The following is an 18,924-nucleotide window of genomic DNA, read 5'->3' as shown; positions in this document are numbered from 1 at the left end:
CATAGATTGAACATCACGCACGACGAACAGGTCGGTATGCACCTGCGAGCCGCACGTGAGACCGATATCCCCGGCATCAGGGACGTGGCGAACCGCTCGCTCGCCGCCTCCTACGACGACGTGCTCGACAGCGAGAGCCGTCAGATGGCGGTCGAATCGTGGTACGGAACGGAGGAGTCCTCGCCGGGCACGATCGCCGAGGAGCTCGCCGACGACCACACGATCGTGATCGTCGCCGAGGACGACGGCGAGATCGTCGGCTTCGTCCAGGCGTTCGTCGCCGGCGACTCGCCCCGTGTCGGCCAGATCGAGTGGCTCCACGTCCGGCCAGACCGGCGGAGCGAGGGGACCGCCGATCAGTTGCTCGACCGGATCGAGTCCGCACTGCACGACGCCGGCGCCGAACGGATCGAGGCCCGCGTGATCGAGGCGAACGAGGCGGGCGTCGCGTTCTACGAACAGTACGGGTACGATCCCGCACACACGCGACACGTGCGCCTCGCGGGCGACCGAGTCGCCGAGGTGACCCTCGTCGGCGACCGTGGCCCGGCAGCGTCCGACGATCGGACCGAGCGCCGACAGACCGGCGACGGGGAGACGGTGGTGATCGCCTACGACGAGAGCGAACGCGGCTCCGAGGGGCCGTTCCACCCGACCTACCTCGACGAGGAGCGAACGGAACACTACGGCTGGTACTGCAGCGTCTGTGGCAGCCTCGACGTGAACGTCGGCACCATGGACGAGTTCGTCTGTGACGACTGCGGGAACCGCCGGCGGGCGATGCGCTGGGACGCCGTCTACGGCGGGTGACCGGCGAGCGCGTGTCCATCCGGCGGCTCCGGCCGCAGACACAAACCGTATCTACCTCTCCCACATCCCCTGGAACAGTGATCGACGCCGACGACCTGGCGCGCCGCTGGATGGATCTCGGCGAGGGCTGGCAGGCCGTCCTGCTGGGGCTCCTGCTCGTTGCTGCCGTCCGGCTCGGGCTTCCAATCCCGTGGTGACCGTGTCCCGACCGCTCCTTCCCGGACTCGCGCTGCTGCTCGGGCTCGGCCTCGTCGCCCGCCTTCTGGGGGCCGTCTTCCCGCTAAACCATCTGGTCGTGGCGATCTTGCTCGGCGCCGCCGTAGGGAACACGGCCGGCATCCCCGGGCTCGCCCGTGCGGGTGTTGGCACGCACAAGCTCTGGCTCAAAACCGGGATCGTGGTCACGGGTGCGAGCGTCGCGCTCGATCGCGTGGTGGCGGCGGGGCCGCGGGTCCTGCTGCTCGTCGGCGGGATCGTGGCGGCGACGATCCTGCTCGTCGAGGCGCTGGCCAGGGTCGCGTTCCGGATCGAGGGGGAAACGGCGTCGCTGCTCGCTGCGGGATCCGGGATCTGTGGCGTCTCCGCGGTCGTCGCCGTCGCCGAGAGCATCGACGCCGACGAGACGGCGGTTGCCTACGCCGCGACCACGATCCTGCTGTTCGACGCGCTGACGCTGGTCGCCTACCCCGCCGTGGCCGCCGGGATTGGCCTCCCGGATCGCGTGTTCGGGGTCTGGGCCGGCCTCACGATGTTCAGCACCGGCCCTGTGGCCGCCGCCGGCTTCGCGGTCTCGAAAACCGCCGGCGAGTGGGCGGTGCTGGTGAAGCTGACGCGCAACGCCGCCATCGGCGTCGTCGCCGTCGCCTACGCGGCGATCTACGCACGCCACCGCGGGGGTGGGCCGAACGCCGACCGCGGTACGCTGGCCCAGCTCTGGACCCCGTTCCCGAAGTTCGTCGTCGGCTTCGTCGCCGTCGTCGCGGTCGCCAATCTCGGCCTGCTCGACGCCGGCAACATCGACTCGCTCGCGAACGCGGCGGACTGGCTGTTCCTGGTGGCGTTCGCCGGCCTGGGCTTGGAGATCCGTGTCGCCGAGCTCCGGGAGACGGGGTTCCGGCCGGTACTCGTCGTGCTCGTCGCGCTACTGACGGTGGCCACGGCGGGGCTCGCGGTGGTCCAGACGGTGTTCTAAGCAGCAGCTATTCCTCGGCGTCGGTACAACGGCGACTCGATGGCCACAGGCGAGGACGACCCGACGGTCCGTGATCAGTTCAGGCAGTTCTTCGCGCTGGAGCGGGACGTGCTGGTGCTCTCGTTGGCGATGTTCGCGTTCAGCCTCGGCTTCCAGATGACCAGTCGCTACCTCCCGAGTACATGGCCGCACTCGGGGCTTCGGGGTTCGTCATCGGCCTGTACGGCACCGTCGGTAACGTCATCTCGGCGGTGTACCCGTACCCCGGCGGCGCTGTCTCGGACCGCCTCGGCTCGCGGTACGCGCTCACCCTGTTCGGTCTGCTCTCGACGCTCGGGTTCGGCATCTGGTTGCTCGCACCCAGCGTCGGCACGTTCGAAGTCGCCGGCGTCACGATCCAGCCCTGGCTCTGGATCTTCGTCGGCCTGCTGTTCGCCCAGGCCTGGAAGTCGTTCGGCCTCGGCGCCACCTTCGCCGTCGTGAAGCAGGCGACCGAGCCGTCGAAGCTCGCCGCCGGGTTCGCGAGCACGGAGACGTTCCGCCGGACCGCCTTCTTCGCCGGCCCGGTGCTCGCGGCGCTGTTGATCGGGCTCCACCCCCAGTTCACGGTGAGCTTCCAGTACGTGCTCGCCGTGGCCGTCGTCTTCGGCGCCGTCGGGACGGTCGTCCAGCACGTCCTCTACGACGCCAGTGGTGACAGCATGGGGAGTTCGTTTGCGGGCCTCGAACAGGTCCGCGCCGACCTCCGGGAGATGCCGGGCGAACTCCGGCCGCTGCTCGTCGGCGACACGCTCGTCCGGTTCGCCAACGGGATGGTGTACGTGTTCTTCGTGCTGGTGGTCACGCAGTTCTACGAAGTCGGGTTCGACGCCACCGTCGGGCTGGCGGGTGCCGCCTACACGGTCGACCTCTCCCCGGCAGCCTTCTTCGGCTACCTGCTGGGCGTCGAGATGCTGGTCGCGCTGGCGACGATGGCGCCGGCCGCGAAACTCGCTGAGCGCGTCGGGCTCAAGCCGATCGTCGCCCTGGGCTTTCTCGTCTACGGGACGTTCCCGATCGTGCTGATCTACGGTCCGGACCTGCTCGCGCCAGCGCTGTCGCTCCAGTGGGCGATGGTGCTGCTGTTCGCGTTCTCGGGGCTGCGGTTCGCAGGGCTACCCGCGCACAAGGCGCTCATCGTCGGCCCGGCCGAACGGGGCGCCGGCGGGCGCGTAACGGGCACGTACTATCTCGTTCGGAACACCGTCGTCATCCCGAGCGCGGCCCTCGGCGGCTATCTCTGGGACTTCGTGAGTCCGGAGCTCGCGTTCACCATCGCCGCCGCCATCGGCGTCGCCGGGACGGGCTACTTCCTCCTCCGGGGACGGAGTTCGACGCCTATCGGTAGCCCTCGAGCTCGCGGGCCGCTTCGAGCACGAGGTCGTCGTCGATGTGCCTCAGGAGCCGGCGCTGGCCCGCCCTCGCCCGTCGCTCGGCCGCCTCGTCGGTGATGTACTGGTCGAGCCGGCGGTCGATCTCCCGCTCGCGGATCTCGGCGACCCGCTCCGCCGAGAGGTCGTGGTCGTCCGGGAAGCGTCCCTCGTAGAACTCCCGCCAGCGGTCGCGATCTTCCCACTCGCCGGTGCGGTCGCGCTCACGGCGCCGCCAGTCGTAGTACGCTGCGACGTTGTCTGGGTACCCCGGGCGCGGCGTGCTGCCTCGACGACGGTGACGCCGACCCTGGCGCCGCGGCCAGCGGCCGCGATCGCCTGCGCGCTGGTCGCGGCGTGGGGGACGCGACGAACAGGCCGTCGACGGGCGTCGAGCCGTCCTCCTCGGCGTACTCCTTGTCGAGGTGCTTTCGGGTCTCCCCTCGTACTCCCGGGTCACGAACATCGCGTCGTCGTCGTCGAGCCCACGGAGATACTCGCCGGCGTCATAGCGCGTGGCGGCGATCACACGCCGGGCCGTCACTGGCTCTCCGGACTGGGGTCGAACGACGAACCCCGCGGTGTCGGCGGCGTGCTCGACCGATTCCACGAGATCGGGGACGAGCGTACAGCCTGCCTCCTCGACGTGGTCGTGCATCAGGTCGTAGAACGTCCCGATGTCGATGCCCGACGGGAAGCCGAGGTAGTTCTCGATGTGGGCACACCGCTGGATCGAGGACCGACCACGGTCGAAGACGACGGTGTCGAGGCCGGCGCGTGCAGTGAACACGCCCGCCGAACAGCCGGCGGGGCCCCCACCGACGATCACGACCTCGTGGTCGAACGCTGGCTCCTCGGACTCGGTGGGCATACGAATTAGGCCAGCCTAAACATGTAAAGCGGTTCTGGTTTCCGGCGGAAAATTCGGTTAGCAGAGGATTCCGTATTGCGCGATACGGTTTACTCGCCGACTTGCTCCTGAATCGACGCGACCACGTCGGGGTTACGGAGTGTCGAGGTGTCGCCGAGTTCTTCGCCGTTCGCGATGTCCTCGAGCAGCCGGCGCATGATCTTGCCGGAGCGGGTTTTGGGGAGTTCGGGCGTGAAGATCACCTGCTCGGGGCGGGCGATCGGGCCGATGGCGTCCTCGACGCCGGCGACGATGGCGTCGCGGAGCGCCTCGGTCTCGTCGTAGCCGTCCTCGGTGATGACGTAGGCGTAGACGGCCTCACCCTTCATCTCGTGGTCACCGCCGACGACCGCGGCTTCGGCGACGCCATCGACGCCGACGATCGCCGACTCGATCTCCATCGTCCCGAGCCGGTGACCCGAAACGTTGAGCACGTCGTCGACGCGGCCGAGCACCGTGATGTAGCCGTCCTCGTCGATCTTCGCCCCGTCTTCGGGGAAGTACGTCCAGTCCCGCCAGTCGTCGCTGTCGGTGTCCGAATACTCCCGCCAGTACTCGTTGACGAATCGCTCGTCGTTCTGGTACAGCGTTCGGAGCATTCCGGGCCACGGCTTCTGGATCGTGAGATAGCCCGCGCGTCCAGCATCAACTTTCTCGCCGGTCGTGTCGAGGATCTCGGCGTCAACGCCCGGGAGCGCCGGGCCCGCCGACCCCGGCTTCATCTCTTTGACGCCCGGGAGCGTGGTGACCATCATCCCGCCAGTCTCGGTCTGCCACCAGGTGTCGACGACCGGACAGGACTCGTCGCCGATGTGCTTGTAGTACCACTTCCAGGCTCGCGGATTGATCGGCTCGCCGACCGTCCCCAGCAGCCGCAGGCTCGAGAGGTCGTGGGCATCGGGGTACTCCGTTCCCCACTTCATGAACGCCCGGATCGCGGTGGGCGCGGTGTAGAGCTGTGTCGCCTCGTACTCCTCGACGATCTCCCAGAGGCGATCGCGCTCCGGATAATCCGGCGTCCCCTCGTACATCATCGTCGTCGTCCCGAGCGCGAGCGGGCCGTAGACGATGTAGGAGTGGCCGGTGATCCAGCCGATGTCCGCCGAGCAGAAGTACGTGTCCTCGGGCTTGATGTCCAGTACGGCGTGGGAGGTCCACGCCGCCCAGGAGAGATAGCCGCCGGTCGTGTGTTTGACCCCCTTCGGCTGGCCCGTGGTGCCGGAGGTGTACATGAGGAACAGCATGTCCTCGGCGTCCCGGGCGACCGGTTCGACCTCGGCGCCCTTCTGGGCGTAGACGGCGTCGGCCCAGAGCGTCTGCGAGTCGTCGAGGTCGTGATCGAACGAGTCCGCCTCCGGCAGTCGATTGACGACCAGCGTCTCGGTGTCGTGTTCGACGCCATCGAGCCCCTCGTTGGCCTTCGTGAGGTGGTCGAGCGGGTCGCCCCGGCGGTAGTAGCCGTCGCAGGTGAGCAGGTACTCCGAGTCCGCGGCGTTCATCCGCGTCGCGAGCGCGTCCGCGGAGAATCCGGCGAAGACGACGGAGTGGGGCGCGCCGATGCGGGCGCAGGCGAGCATGGCGATCGCGAGCTCCGGGATCATCGGCATGTACATCGTGACGACGTCGTCCTCGCCGACACCCATCTCCCGCAGCGCCGCGGCGGCCTCGTTCACCTCGCGATGAAGCTGTTCGTAGGTGTACGTTCGGTTCGCCTCGTCGGTGGGCTCGCCGACCCACTCGATGGCTACCTCGTCGCCGCGGTCCTCGAGGTGGCGGTCGACACAGTTGGCCGAGGCGTTGAGTTCGCCGCCGGTGAACCATTCGAAAAACGGCGGGTTCGAGCCGTCGAACGTCTGGTCGTACTCGGTCTCCCAGTCGAGGAGGTCCGCCGCTCCATCCCAGCACTCGGGCCAGTTCTCGTCGAACTGCTCGTAGATTCCGGGATCGGAGACGTTTGCCTGCTCGACGAACGATTCCGGTGGCTCGAAGCTGTCCTGTGCTTCGAGCCGCGCTTCGAGTTCTGTGTCATCGTCCGACATAGTCACAACTACTGTGTGTCGGCGCGGACATAAACCCACCTCCGGCGGCGGAAAACCGGGTGAATACTGGCCGATCAGGCGAGCCCGATCTTCTCGCGGTACTCGCCGTACTCGGCCTCGAACACGTCCATGATCTCGCCCATCGTCGCGTACGCCTTGACGGCGGTGATGATGTACGGCATCACGTTCTCGTCGTTGTCGACCGCGTCCTGGAGGTCCTCGAGCGCCGCCTCGACGGCGTCGTCGTCGCGCTCCTCTTTCACGTTGGCGAGTCGCTCACGCTGGTGCTCGGCGACTTCCTCGTCGACTTTGAGCACCTCCGGCGAGGTGTCCTCCTCGGAGACGTACTTGTTGACGCCGACGACGACCTCCTCCTCGTCCTCGACGCGCTCCTGGTACTCGTAGGAGGACTCCTGAATCTCGCGGTGGAAGAAGCCCTCGTCGATCCCTTTCAGGACGCCGTCACGGACCGAGCCGTCGCCCATCTCCTTGATCGTCTCGATGTACTCCATGGCCTCCTCCTCCACTTCGTCGGTGAGGCTCTCGACCATGAACGAGCCCGCGAGCGGGTCGACGCTGTCGGCGGCGCCGGACTCCTCGGCGATGATCTGCTGGGTCCGAAGGGCGACCCGGACCGCCTCCTCGCTCGGCAGGGCAAGCGCCTCGTCGTAGGAGTTGGTGTGAAGGCTCTGGGTCCCGCCGAAGACGCCCGCAAGCGCCTGGATCGTCACGCGGACGATGTTGTTCAGGGGCTGCTGGGCTGTCAGTGACTGCCCAGCTGTCTGGGTGTGGAACTTCAGTTGTTTGGACTGGTCGGCCTCGGCGTCGTACCACTCGTCCATCACACGGGCGTAGATGCGCCGCGCGGCGCGGAACTTCGCCACCTCCTCGAAGATGGAGTTGTGAGAGTTGAAGAAGAAGCTGAGCTGGGGCGCGAACTCGTCGACCTCCATGCCGCGGTCGAGGCAGTCCTCGACGTACGCGAACCCGTCGGCCAGGGTGAAGGCGAGCTCCTGGACGGCCGTCGAGCCCGCCTCGCGGATGTGGTAGCCGGAGATGGACACCGGGCTGAACTTCGGCGTCTCCGCGGCCGCGAACTCGATCGTGTCGGTGACGATATCGAGCGACGGCTCGGGGGGAATCACCCACTCCTTCTGCGCGATGAACTCCTTCAGCATGTCGTTCTGGAGGGTACCACGGACCTTCTCACGGGGAACGTCCTGCTGGTCGGCCAGGGCGAGGTACATCGCGTAGATCACCGGGGCCGAGGGGTTGATCGTGAACGACGTGGACACCTCGCCGATGTCGATCCCGTCGAACAGGATCTCCATGTCCCGCAACGTGTCCACGGCGACGCCCTCCTTCCCCACCTCCCCGAGCGCCATGGGGTCGTCGGAGTCGATCCCCATGAGCGAGGGCATGTCGAACGCCGTCGAAAGGCCGGTCTGCCCCTCCTCGATCAGGTAGTGGAACCGCTCGTTCGTGTCTTCGGCGGAGCCGAAGCCGGCGAACTGGCGCATGGTCCACGTTCGCCCGCGGTACATCGTGGGGTACGGCCCACGCGTGAACGGGAACTCGCCGGGGTTGCCCAGATCCTCCTCGTAATCCAGGTCCGCCACGTCGGTCGGGTCGTACAGTCGATCGACCTCGAGGTTCGAGACCGTCGCGAACCGATCCTTGCGCTCACCGTAAGCGTCGAGGGTCGGGTCGAGCGTTTCTGCGTCCCACTCTTCACGGGATTCGCGTATCTCCGCGAGATCCTCCTCGTCGTACATAGTCCAGAGTTTCGCCGGAACGATTATGAAGGGTTCGGGTACCGGGAGGCAACGGCGCCGATGGAGGAAGTGAATAAACTACTAACCGCGATACGAAACCGATAGCGTTACTGATCGCAGCCGACCACGCGGAGTTCGGTTCCGTCGTCGCCGATGGAGAGCTCGACGCCGTCGATACAGCGGCGGTACTCGCTCGCGTGTTTGCCGGAGCTCCGGATCCGGATGCCCTCTTCCAGCAGGCCGAGGTCGACCAGTCGCTCGATCTTTCGGTAGGCCGTCGACGACGGGATGTCACAGCGGTCGACGATATCTTTCGCCGACAGCGGTTCGTCGCCGGTGACCTCGAGCACCGATCGGCAGTCGGGATCGTCGAGCGCGGCGAGCAGATCGGTGATCTCGCTTTCGGATCGAACGACTTCCTCAGCGTCGCTCCCTGGGCGCTGATTCTGTGAGGCGGATACGGCGTAGCTCATACCCTACTCTGGGACCTGCTTCCCCACAAGCGTGGGGCACCGATATCGTGGGAGGTTTATAAGCTAACGACGCAGGTCGCGACGACCACCGCACTCAAGAGGGTCCGAGTACGATACGAAACTGACAGAGATGAGCACCGGTATCCGGGCCACCGTGACGTTCGATTGCCCGGCAGGCTGTTCAGTCGCCGAGTTCTCGGCGGCGGCCGACAAGGAGATCGACAGCGTCGCCACGAGCGTCTCGAAAACCGGGACGCCCGTGACGGAGTTTCTCGTCGACGTTTCACCGGCGGGCGAATCGGATACAGCTGAGACCGGGGGGACGCCACTGCGAACCCGTCTGCAGACCAGGCGCTGTCCGAACCGGTCGCGAACGCCGAGCCGGTGTTCTCCTACGGCAGCGCCGACGTGTACCGGGTCGAGCACGCCGACGACTGTCCGTGTACGTGTCTGGGTCAGTTCGACTGTCCGGTCCACCGCTACCTCGTTAGCGAGGGAGAGCTCACCGTCGTCTTCCACGCCGAGACGTTCGAGCAGCTCCAGGAGGTGACCGCCGCGCTGCGTGACCGCTTCCCCTCGATGGACGTACAGCAGCTCCTGCAGCCGCCGTTGTCCGGAACCCCCGAGGATCGGCGGTTCGTCAACTGTGGGAAGCTCACGGACCGGCAGCAGGAGGTTCTCCGGACCGCGTACCGCGAAGGCTACTTCGAGCGCCCCAGAGCCGCCAACGCCACCGAACTCGCCGAGCAACTGGGTATCTCCCAGTCGACGTTCGCCGAACATCTCACCGCCGCCCAGCGCAAGCTGTTCGGCGACGTGTTCGACGATTGCTAGCGGCGCCGGGGCGACCGGCTCAGCTACGCCAATCGTAATGGATTAACCGGACGCTCCGTTGAGTCGGTGTAAGGATGCCACTCGCCCGAGAGACCGAGATGACGCGTGAGGAGACGGACGCGTTTCTCGGCGAGAACGAGACGGGAGTGCTTTCGCTCGCGGAGGGCGACGACCCGTACGCGGCGCCGGTCTCGTACGGTTACGGTGCTGAGACAGGTTCGTTCTTCTTCCGATTAGTGTCGACGCCAGAGAGCGAGAAACGCCGGTTTCTGGACACCAGTGCGACAGCTCGCTTCGTCGTCTACGGCGACGAGGGCGAGGAAGTGTACCGGAGCGTCGTCGCCGAGGGAACGCTCACCGAGATCGATCCGAACGAGCTCTCCGTCGACCAGATCGAGCAGTACGGCGAGGCAAAACGACCGCTGTTCGAGATCTGGGGCGAGCCCAAAGACGACCTCGACATCCGACTGTACGAGTTCGAGACGACGAACCTGACGGGTCGGCGAACGGAAGTCGATCGCGACGCCTGATTACTGGCCCGAAAAGTGGGCGGACTGCGCGGACGCAGAGCAGACCGGACAGCCGTTTTCGAGGATGGCCTCACGCATCGGTCCGTTGACCTCGATCTGCTGTCCGCATTCCTGACAGACGTACTCGTACTCCTTCATCAGTTTTCTCTCGGTCGAGTTGGTACTGGTTCGACCCTGCCTAGGAAAGGGGTTTCCTCTTAGGAGTGGGTGTCGGAAAATCCCACCCAGTAGGAACCGCGGTCCGTCGGCGCCAAAGCGCGTGCGGAAGCGTCCACCTCGGCGGCTGGAACAAGTCTCGTGCCGCTGGTGTTACACACGACTCCGGCAACAGTTTCGGCGTTCCAGCACGGAGGCTGGAACAGGGCTCCTGCCGCAGTCGGTTACAGCGAGTAGTCGTGCTCGCCGTCCTCACTCTCGAGGAACGCGGCCAGGAGATCGATCGTGGCGCGGATGTCGTCGCCGTTGGCCGTCTCGGTCACCGTGTGGAGATAGCGCGTCGGGATCGAGATCGCGCCCACGGGGATCGCGCCGTTGGTGTTCTGGAACCCGGCGGTGTCGGTGCCGCCGGCGGGGAGTACCTCCAGTTGGTGCTCGATTCCCGCATCTTCGGCGACCGAACGGAGGCGCTTGTGAACTTTCGGAGTCGTGATGACCGAACTGTCTTTCAGTTTGATCGCCGTCCCGTCGCCCAGCGCGGTGACGTGGTCCTCCTCGCTGACGCCCGGGATGTCGCTCGCGACGGTCACGTCGAGCGCGATCGCGAGGTCGGGGCCACGTCGACGCCGAGTGCGGTCGCGCCGCGGATGCCGACCTCCTCCTGGACGGTCGCACAGAAGTGGATCGTCACGTCGGGGTCCTCGATCTCACGGGCCGCTTCGAGCATCGCGAACAGACAGACGCGGTCGTCGAGCGCCTTCCCCGTGACTGAATCGCCCATCTCGATCGTCGACTGGTTCATCGTGACCACGTCGCCGACGCTCACCAGTTCCTCGACTTCCTCGGCGTCGCGGCCGAGATCGACGACGCGGTCGCCGACCTCCTCCTCGCCGCTCTCTGCATCGTCGAGCGTGTGCGGCGGGACCGAGCCGAACACGCCGGTGATGTCCTCCTCGCCGTGAACAGTCACGCGCTGGGCGCGAAGCACGCGGGCGTCCCAGCCCCCGAGCGCGTCGAGTTTGAGGAAGCCGTCGTCGTCGATGTGTTTGACCATGAAGCCGATCTCGTCCATGTGGGCGGCGACGGCGACGGAGTAGTCCGAATCGCCCTCGATCGTCCCCACGACGTTCCCCATGGCGTCGGTGCGGACGTGGTCGGTGTTCGCCGCCAGTTCGTCGCGCGCGAGTTCGCGCACGCGGTCCTCGTACCCGGGGACGCCGCTGGTCTCGGTCAACTCTCGCAGCAGGTCGAAGTCGAACTCGAACGCCATGGCGGAAACTCCGACCCAGCGACCTAAAACCGGGCGGTTCCGGCTAGCCACGCGGGTTTTCTCGCCAGGGGTCGGGAACGGACGAGACGTTCTCCCACGTTTCGGAAACGCTTATCCGGCCTTCGGCGGCATTGGGGTGTATGGCCGACGAAGAAACCGAAACCGAACTCCGTGCACAGCTCACCGACGCCTTCGAGGGCGCCGACTTCCCGGTCGACAGCCAGATGGATCTCGTGCCTGCGCTCCCCCAGGGGCCGAGCACGAAGTTCGAGGCCGGCGACGTGTCGTTCACGGCGATGGAGCTGGCCGCGAAGCTCGGTGGCGAACAGGAGTTCCCCTACGAGGACGTCGAGTCGCTCGTCGACGACGTGATGGCGGGGCTGGAAGCGCAGGGGATGCTGTAACCGACGCGGCGAACACCCGCCGGCGCCTCCGTGCGCCGGCAACTGTTACTCCGCCGCGGTCGTGTCGTAACCGGGACCGCCAAGTTCCGTCGAGACCTCCGTGTCTCGACTTCGAACACTCTGCCGTCGTCGTGTTGTACTCAACGCCGCGAACACCCGCCGGCGCCTCCGTGCGCCGGCAACGGCTGATTGTTACAGGAAGTAGATCATCACTACGCCGGCGCCCAGCACCAGCACGAGCCACAGCAGGGTGATGAGCAGGAGGCGGTTGGCGTAGTACTTCTCTTCCGCCGTGGTGCCGTTGGCGCCGTCGGTGTTCGAAGTCGTGTTTGCCATTACCCGTACTATCGGGTCCCCCTTACTTAGCTACCGGTGACTAGCCGCTACAAGGGGACCCCTCGCGAACTGAGTCGGGGCAGTTTTTACCCCCGGGAAGCAACCACTCGGCGTGCACGTCGCGTTCGTCTCCATGGAGACCGCCCACCACGTCGATCGGCGGGGGCTGGAGCGAGCGCAGCGAACCGCGCGCATGCTGGCGGATCGAGGCCACGACGTGACGTATCTCTGCGCGCAGTGGTGGGGCGGCGAGGCCGTCCCGACGTTCGAACACGAGGGGATCGAGTACCGCCGGGTGACCAGCAAGCCCGCAGCCGGCGCCTTCGCCGCGAAGCTCCCGGCGGCGTTGTGGCGCACCGGCCCCGACGTGGTTCACGCTGTCCACGGCCCGCCACGGCACGTCGCCGTCGCCGAGAAAGTCGGGACGATGCTCCGGACGCCCGTCCTGGTCGACTGGTTCGGTGACGGACCGAGCGATCCCGGGAGCGAGTCCCGCGTCGCCTCGGGGGCGGATCTGGTGACGACCCCCTCCGAACTGGTTCGGACGCGCGTCCGCGAACACGGCGCCGACGACGGCTCGGTCCGGATCGTCCCGGAGAGCATCGACGTGGACCTGATCCGTGAGGCGCCGACCGACGACCGGTTCGACGTGGTGTACGCCCGGCGGCTGGACGAGCACGCGAACGTCAGTACGCTGTTACTCGCCCTCGCCGAGCGGCGCCGACGGGACTGGTCTGCGGCGATAATCGGCGACGGCCCCGAGCGCGAGTCGATCGAGGCCGCCGCGCGTGACCTCCGGATCGACGACCGGATCACGTTCACCGGCTCGCTCTCCGAGCGCGAGCGCGTCAGTATCTACAAGGGCGCACACGTGTTCGCCCAGACAGCGTCCACTGAGGTGTTCGCGACCGAACTGCTCCGAGCGCTGGCGTGTGGCTGTCTCGGCGTCGTCGAGTACCAGGCCGACTCCAGCGCACACGAACTCGTCGAGGGAGTCGACCGTGGGCGACGCGTGACGAGCCCCGAGGGGCTGGCCGACGTGATCACCGAGGCCGGAAACGTGCCGCGTCGCGAGTACAACGACGCCTTCGGACAGTTCGATCACGACGCCGTGCTCGACACGTATCTGGACTGCTACGAGAGCCTCGGCGGCGTCGGCCTGCTGTAGCCTACTCGGCCTCGTGGCCGGGGTTGTCGCCGCCGTACTTCAGGAAGAAAAAGGCGATCAGCAGCGTCGCGACCATCGCGAACGCGGCGCCGACGCCGAGGGTCTTCGCACTGTCGGGCACCGCGGGGCCGCCGCCGCCGGCGGCCTCGGTCTCTTCGAGTTCCTCGACGACCTCGACCGACGCGACCATCCCCACGCTCTCGTGGGGGATACAGAAGTACTCGTGCGTGCCGAGGGTCTCGAACGTGTGCTGGTAGCTCTCCCCGCCCGGGACGTCCCCTGCTCGGGTAGCTGTCACGCGCGGCCTGTTCGTTGTCGAACCCGCCCGACGCCCAGAACTCGGCGCCGTCCGGGATGTTGTCCTCGTAGGCGGTCACGCTGTGGCCGACCGAGCCGACGTTCTCCCAGACGATCGTGTCGCCGACTGCGACCGTGATCTCATCGGGATCGAAGATCAGGTCGTCGGTCATGTCGACGGTGTGGGTCGTGCCGCCACCGCCGCCGCCACCGGTGCTCGTTCCGGTCGCGGTCTCGTTACCCGTCGACGTCCCGGTGGCCGTGCCGTTGGACGTGCCGGTTGGGGTTGCCGTTTCGGTCCCCTCCTGTGCCGTCGCGGTCCCGGCTGCTGCCGCCGTCGCGGCGCCGACGGTGCCTGCTCGGAGGAACGAGCGGCGAGAAAGGGCGTCCTCGTTATCCATACACCGGGGTTGTAGACGCCCGATAGTGAATACTTTGGTTCGGTCCCGACCCCGAGCTACCCGAACGATTCGACGTTTGCCCCGTCCGGGTCGCCGCCGGCGGCTTCGATGGCGTCGGTCGCCGTCTCCACGAACGCCGCGAAGCCGTAGACGAACACGCCTTCGCCCGCCGCGGTCGTCAGTGCGTCCTCGACCGCGCCAGCGAACGCGTCGTCGCCCGCATCGAGCATGGTCACGTCGGCGCCCGCGTCGACGAGCGCGTCGAGTCGGTCCGTGTGTGCCGGCTCGCCGTCGTACTGGTAGACGACGGCGGCTTCGGCGTCGTTGGCGATCGCGGCCTCGGAGATCGCGACGGCGGCGCCCACGCCCGGCCCGCCCGCGAGCACGACCGCGCGCGTCTCGCCGTCGTAGTACTCGTCGCCGTACGGTCCGGCGACGGCGACCTCGTCGCCGGCCGAGAGCTCCGCGAGGTAGTCGCTGAACGGGCCGCCCTCCTCGCCGACTTCGACGGTGATCTCGAAGGTGTCCTCGGTGTCGGGCGAGGAGAGCGTGTAGAACCGCGCGTAGCTCTCGCCGTCGATCTCCGCGGAGAGTCGAACGAACTGGCCGGCGAGCCCCTCGAACCCCGCCGGCGTCTCGAACGTCAGCGTGAACGTGTCGGGGCCGACCGACTCGCGGTCGACGACAGTGGCGTCCATGCCGCGAGGTTCCACCTCGGCGGGGAAAGCCGCTTCCCTTCCGACGAGGCGACAATCGACACGTACGGTCACCTTTTGCCGGTTTTCGCCGGTCGTAACTGACCGTTTGACCCAGCGCTTCAGAAGGCTTTTGCGGGCGCCGGGGGTAGTTCCCCCAGCATGCCTGCGGACTTCAACTGGGCCATCGGCGGTGAGGCCGGCGATGGCATCGACTCGACCGGGAAGATATTCGCGAGAGCACTCTCCCGGGCCGGTCGACACGTGTTCACGTCGAAAGATTTCGCCTCCCGTATCCGCGGCGGGTACACGGCGTACAAAGTACGAACGTCGATCGATCAGGTCGAGAGTACCGTCGATCGCCTCGACGTCCTGATCGCGCTGACCCAGCGCACCGTCGATGAGAACATCGACGAGCTCCACGAGGGGTCGGTGATCATCTACGACGGCGAGCGAACGTCGATGGCCGATCTCGAGATCCCCGACGGGATGGTCGGGATGGACGTGCCGCTCAAGTCGCTGGCCGAGGAGGCCGGCGGCGCCATCATGCGCAACATCGTCGCCCTCGGCGCCGCGTGTGAGGTCACGGACTTCCCGATCGAGCACCTGGGCTCCTCGCTGGAGAAACGCTTCAGCGACAAGGGCCAGTCGATCGTCGAGAACAACAAAACGGCGGCCGAACTCGGCGCCGAGTTCGTCGCGGAGAACTACGAGGCCGAGAGCACCGAGTTCGAGTACGAGCTCGAGACCACCGACGAGGACTACGTCCTCATCAACGGAGACGAAGCCATCGGTATGGGCGCGCTCGCCGCCGGCTGTCGCTTCTACTCGGGCTACCCCATCACCCCTGCGACCGACGTGATGGAGTACCTGACCGGGCGACTGGAGCGCTACGGCGGCCACGTCGTGCAGGCCGAGGACGAGCTCTCGGCGATCAACATGGCGCTGGGTGCGGCCCGCGCGGGTGCGCGGTCGATGACCGCGACTTCCGGCCCCGGGATCGACCTGATGGCCGAGACGTTCGGCCTCGTGGCCCAGAGCGAGACGCCGCTGGTCATCTGTGACGTGATGCGCTCGGGCCCCTCGACGGGGATGCCGACCAAGCAGGAGCAGGGCGACCTCAACATGGCGCTGTTCGGTGGCCACGGCGAGATCCCGCGGTTCGTCGTCGCGCCGACGACGATCTCGGAGGCGTTCTGGAAGACCGTCGAGGCGTTCAACCTCGCCGAGAAGTACCAGACGCCAGTGTACCTGATCGCCGATCTCGAGATGGCGGTCACCGAGCAGACGTTCCCGCCGGAAGCGTTCGACATGGACGACGTCGAGATCGACCGCGGGAAGATCGTCGACGAGGACGAGATCGACGAGTGGCTCGACGACGAGGGTCGCTTCCGGGCCCACGCCGCCACCGAGGACGGCATCAGCCCGCGCGCGCTGCCGGGGACGACCGACGGCGCGCACATGTCCACCGGCCTCGAGCACAACGAGCTCGGCCGACGGACCGAGGACACCGAGATCCGCGTCGAGCAGGTCCAGAAGCGCCAGCGGAAGGTTGAGACCGCAAAAGAGCGGGAGGACTGGAGCCCCCGAGAGTTCGGGAACCCCGATTCGGACAACCTCGTCGTCTCGTGGGGGTCCAACGAGGGGACCATCGTCGAGGCGATGGACCTGATGGACGAGGACGCCCCGACTTCCAGTTCCTGTCGGTGCCGTACCTGTTCCCGCGCCCGGACCTGACCGACGCGGTCGAGGAGGCGGAGCAGGTCGTCGTCGTCGAGTGTAACGCAACGGGGCAGTTCGCGGACGTGCTGGAGCACGACACGCTCGAGCGCGTGGACCGGGTGAACAAGTACAACGGCGTCGGGTTCAAAGCGGACGAGCTCGCCGAAGAGATCACGGAGGTGCTCCAATGAGCAGCGAGACTCGATTCATCGACTTCAAATCTGACAAGCAGCCCACCTGGTGTCCCGGCTGCGGTGACTTCGGGACGATGAACGGCATGATGAAGGCGCTGGCGAACACGGGCAACGACCCCGACAACACGTTCGTCGTCGCCGGCATCGGCTGTTCGGGCAAGATCGGCACGTACATGCACAGCTACGCGCTCCACGGCGTCCACGGCCGCGCGCTGCCCGTGGGCACGGGCGTGAAGATGGCCAACCCCGACCTCGAAGTGATGGTCGCGGGCGGCGACGGCGACGGCTACTCGATCGGTTCGGGCCACTTCATCCACGCGGTGCGCCGGAACGTCGACATGAGCTACGTCGTGATGGACAACCGCATCTACGGCCTCACCAAGGGGCAGGCCTCGCCGACCTCGCGCGAGGACTTCGAGACGTCGACGACGCCCGACGGGCCGAAGCAGCCGCCGGTCAACCCCCTCGCGCTCGCGCTCTCGGCTGGCGGGACGTTCATCGCCCAGTCGTTCGCGTCGGACTCCCAGCGCCACGCGGAGCTGGTCCAGGAGGCAATCGAACACGACGGGTTCGGCTTCGTCAACGTGTTCTCGCCGTGTGTCACGTTCAACGACACGGACACGTACGACTACTTCCGCGACAACCTCACCGACCTGGCGGAGACCGACCACGACCCCTCCGACAGGGACGCGGCCACCGACCGCATCATGGACGGCAACGAGTATCAGGGGATCCTCTACCAGAACGAGGACTCCGTGCCGTACCACGAGGCTCACGGCGTCACCGAGGACATGACCGACATCCCGGACGGCGCTCCCGAGAACGCGACGGACCTCGTCCGCGAGTTCTACTGAGGCCCAGCCGGTTTCCACGGTTTTTGCGTTCTTTCACGTTTCAGTAGTTTTTACCTCCCGCGTAGATTGGTAATTGGTGACTCACGTCGTGTGAGCAACCCACAATGACTGACGATACGACAGGAACACCAGTCGGTCGGCGACAGTTCGCGAAACTCACCGGTGCGGCCCTGGGGCTCTCGGCGTTCGGCGGCGTCGTCGCCGCGGAGTCGACGGAGCGGTTCATCGTGAAGCGCCGCGGCAAGAAGTCGATCGGAGCCGAACTGCTCTACGACCTGCCGGAGATCGGCTACGCGGTCGTGCGGGGCAGCGAGGAGCAGCTCAAGCGGGACAAGGCGGTGAAGTCGTTCGAACCGGACATCGAACTCCAAGTCGGTGACCCGGTGGCGGAGACCGAACCGCAGGACAGTGACGCACTCGACGACGCGTTTTACGCCTACCAGTGGGACAAGCAGGACCTCGATGTGCCCACAGCCCACGAGACGACCAAGGGCGAAGGCACCCGGCTCGCCATCATCGATAGCGGCGTCGACGCCAGCCACCCCGACCTGGACGTGAACGTCGAAGACTCGAAGGACTTCACCGGTGACGGCCTCGGTGCCGGCGTCCCCGGCGGCGGCGACCACGGCACCCACGTCGCGGGCATCGCCGCCGCGGCCATCGAGAGCCCGGCCGGCGTCGCCGGCACCGCTCCGGAGACGGACCTGCTCGACTTCCGCGTGTTCTCGGAATTCGGCGGCACTAGCGGGTCGTTCGGAAGCATCGTCGCCGCAGTTGTGGAGGCGGTACAGAAGGAATGCGACGTCGCGAACCTCTCGTTGGGCGCCTACCCGATCCCCCGGCAGGGCAACGGGAGCTTCTACGGTGGCGTCCTGAACAAGACGATGAACTACGCGGAGAAGGAGGGGACGCTGGTCGTGGCTTCCGCCGGCAACGACGCCACGGATCTCCAACACGACGGCGGCCTGATCAGCCTCCCCAACGAGGCCGCTGGCGTCATGTCCGTCGCCGCAACGGGCCCCATCGGGTTCGCCAACGAACTCCTCGGTGGCTCGGTAAACGAACCGGCGGAGACGCCGGCCCGCTACACCAACTACGGGACCAACGCTGTCGACCTCGCGGCGCCGGGTGGCAACTTCGATCCAACCCTGACGGACCCAGTCGGCGGCGTCCCCGCCTACGCCTACGACCTCGTGTTCAGCACGGTAACGGAAATCGAATCCGTCGAAGACGGCGAAGTCCAGACCGCTCCCGGCTACGGCTGGAAAGCCGGCACCTCGATGGCTGCCCCGAACGTCGCCGGCGCCGCCGCGCTGGTCAAGAGTAACAATCCCGACTACAACGCCAACGAGGTCCGCTCGGCGCTCGAGGACGCTGCCGACGTGCCCGACGAGTACGGGAAGGAGTACTACGGCAGCGGCTACCTGAACGTCCTCGACGCACTCTAGCTGCACA

15 protein-coding genes and 6 pseudogenes are annotated in these 18,924 nt (G+C 66.8%); 11 read left to right on the top strand and 10 right to left on the bottom strand.

Translation table 11 applies throughout. The features are described from left to right. Positions 1-36 precede the first annotated feature (36 nt). The 3 genes and pseudogenes from SY89_RS07190 to SY89_RS07180 all read left to right on the top strand — a co-directional run bounded on the left by SY89_RS07190 (position 37) and on the right by SY89_RS07180 (position 3,389). A complete protein-coding gene (locus SY89_RS07190; RefSeq protein WP_054583694.1) occupies positions 37-810 on the top strand; it encodes a GNAT family N-acetyltransferase in 774 nt (257 codons plus the stop codon). A gap of 190 nt (positions 811-1,000) precedes the next feature. Next, positions 1,001-2,002, top strand: a complete 1,002-nt coding sequence (locus tag SY89_RS07185) for a YeiH family protein (protein ID WP_054583693.1) — start codon at positions 1,001-1,003, stop codon at positions 2,000-2,002. Positions 2,003-2,041: 39 nt separating this feature from the next. Then, positions 2,042-3,389, top strand: a pseudogene (locus tag SY89_RS07180) (MFS transporter). Here SY89_RS07180 and SY89_RS07175 read toward each other — a convergent pair. The 4 genes and pseudogenes from SY89_RS07175 to SY89_RS07160 form a co-directional block, all read right to left on the bottom strand. Further along, a pseudogene (locus SY89_RS07175) lies at positions 3,380-4,282 on the bottom strand (NAD(P)/FAD-dependent oxidoreductase). The pseudogenes SY89_RS07180 and SY89_RS07175 sit on opposite strands and share 10 nt — an antisense overlap. Positions 4,283-4,371: 89 nt before the next feature. Further along, positions 4,372-6,360 (bottom strand): acetate--CoA ligase, encoded by a 1,989-nt coding sequence (gene acs, locus SY89_RS07170; RefSeq protein WP_054583692.1) that lies wholly within the window; start codon positions 6,358-6,360, stop codon positions 4,372-4,374. 74 nt (positions 6,361-6,434) lie between these two features. Beyond that, the gene (locus tag SY89_RS07165) at positions 6,435-8,135 is read right to left on the bottom strand and encodes an acyl-CoA mutase large subunit family protein (protein WP_054583691.1); all 1,701 of its coding nucleotides are present in this window, start codon (positions 8,133-8,135) and stop codon (positions 6,435-6,437) included. Positions 8,136-8,242: 107 nt separating this feature from the next. Next, positions 8,243-8,608 (bottom strand): winged helix-turn-helix domain-containing protein, encoded by a 366-nt coding sequence (locus SY89_RS07160; protein ID WP_080506627.1) that lies wholly within the window; start codon positions 8,606-8,608, stop codon positions 8,243-8,245. Between the two features lie 130 nt (positions 8,609-8,738). Between SY89_RS07160 and SY89_RS19825 the strand changes: the two are divergent. The 3 genes and pseudogenes from SY89_RS19825 to SY89_RS07150 all read left to right on the top strand — a co-directional run. Beyond that, positions 8,739-8,861, top strand: a pseudogene (locus tag SY89_RS19825) (helix-turn-helix domain-containing protein); the annotation flags it as partial. Between the two features lie 131 nt (positions 8,862-8,992). Continuing rightward, on the top strand, positions 8,993-9,442 hold the full coding sequence (locus SY89_RS18220) for a helix-turn-helix domain-containing protein (RefSeq protein ID WP_239685535.1): 450 nt from the start codon (positions 8,993-8,995) through the stop codon (positions 9,440-9,442). Positions 9,443-9,516: 74 nt separating this feature from the next. Next, entirely contained in the window at positions 9,517-9,972 is a 456-nt protein-coding gene (locus SY89_RS07150; protein ID WP_054583690.1) for a pyridoxamine 5'-phosphate oxidase family protein, read from the top strand. Here the strand turns inward: SY89_RS07150 and SY89_RS07145 are convergent, their stop codons facing one another. Both SY89_RS07145 and SY89_RS07140 read right to left on the bottom strand, forming a co-directional pair. Beyond that, a complete protein-coding gene (locus SY89_RS07145) occupies positions 9,973-10,110 on the bottom strand; it encodes a DUF7560 family zinc ribbon protein (RefSeq protein ID WP_054583689.1) in 138 nt (45 codons plus the stop codon). 242 nt (positions 10,111-10,352) lie between these two features. Further along, positions 10,353-11,398 (bottom strand): annotated as a pseudogene (locus SY89_RS07140) (M42 family metallopeptidase). Positions 11,399-11,538: 140 nt separating this feature from the next. Here SY89_RS07140 and SY89_RS07135 point away from each other — a divergent pair. Further along, complete coding sequence (locus SY89_RS07135) at positions 11,539-11,802, top strand: MTH865 family protein (RefSeq protein WP_054583688.1); 264 nt, start codon at positions 11,539-11,541, stop codon at positions 11,800-11,802. A gap of 192 nt (positions 11,803-11,994) precedes the next feature. On the opposite strand, the gene SY89_RS17165 is transcribed toward SY89_RS07135, so the two are convergent. Beyond that, positions 11,995-12,138 carry a hypothetical protein gene (locus SY89_RS17165; protein WP_189319125.1) on the bottom strand — a complete coding sequence of 48 codons (144 nt, stop codon included), beginning with the start codon at positions 12,136-12,138 and terminating at the stop codon, positions 11,995-11,997. Between the two features lie 112 nt (positions 12,139-12,250). Between SY89_RS17165 and SY89_RS07130 the strand changes: the two genes are divergently transcribed. Continuing rightward, positions 12,251-13,306 carry a glycosyltransferase gene (locus tag SY89_RS07130; protein ID WP_054583687.1) on the top strand — a complete coding sequence of 352 codons (1,056 nt, stop codon included), beginning with the start codon at positions 12,251-12,253 and terminating at the stop codon, positions 13,304-13,306. Position 13,307: 1 nt separating this feature from the next. Here SY89_RS07130 and SY89_RS19045 read toward each other — a convergent pair whose 3' ends face one another. From SY89_RS19045 to SY89_RS07120, 3 genes and pseudogenes are all read right to left on the bottom strand, one after another. Then, complete coding sequence (locus SY89_RS19045) at positions 13,308-13,604, bottom strand: plastocyanin/azurin family copper-binding protein (RefSeq protein ID WP_054583686.1); 297 nt, start codon at positions 13,602-13,604, stop codon at positions 13,308-13,310. Between the two features lie 100 nt (positions 13,605-13,704). Further along, positions 13,705-13,776: pseudogene (locus SY89_RS19040) on the bottom strand (plastocyanin/azurin family copper-binding protein); the annotation flags it as partial. 284 nt (positions 13,777-14,060) lie between these two features. Then, positions 14,061-14,702 (bottom strand): FAD-dependent oxidoreductase, encoded by a 642-nt coding sequence (locus SY89_RS07120; protein ID WP_054583685.1) that lies wholly within the window; start codon positions 14,700-14,702, stop codon positions 14,061-14,063. A gap of 159 nt (positions 14,703-14,861) precedes the next feature. Between SY89_RS07120 and SY89_RS07115 the strand changes: the two are divergent. From SY89_RS07115 to SY89_RS07105, 3 genes and pseudogenes are all read left to right on the top strand, one after another. After that, a pseudogene (locus SY89_RS07115) lies at positions 14,862-16,612 on the top strand (2-oxoacid:acceptor oxidoreductase subunit alpha). Next, positions 16,609-17,469, top strand: a complete 861-nt coding sequence (locus SY89_RS07110; protein ID WP_054583684.1) for a 2-oxoacid:ferredoxin oxidoreductase subunit beta — start codon at positions 16,609-16,611, stop codon at positions 17,467-17,469. Before SY89_RS07115 ends, SY89_RS07110 begins: the two are co-directional and overlap by 4 nt. Before the next feature lie 104 nt (positions 17,470-17,573). Then, on the top strand, positions 17,574-18,917 hold the full coding sequence (locus tag SY89_RS07105; RefSeq protein ID WP_054583683.1) for a S8 family serine peptidase: 1,344 nt from the start codon (positions 17,574-17,576) through the stop codon (positions 18,915-18,917). The last annotated feature ends 7 nt before the right edge of the window (positions 18,918-18,924 follow it).

It is taken from the genome of Halolamina pelagica, assembly GCF_001307315.1.
Classification (GTDB): domain Archaea; phylum Halobacteriota; class Halobacteria; order Halobacteriales; family Haloferacaceae; genus Halolamina; species Halolamina pelagica_B.
This window is presented reverse-complemented; position numbering and strand designations above follow the sequence as displayed.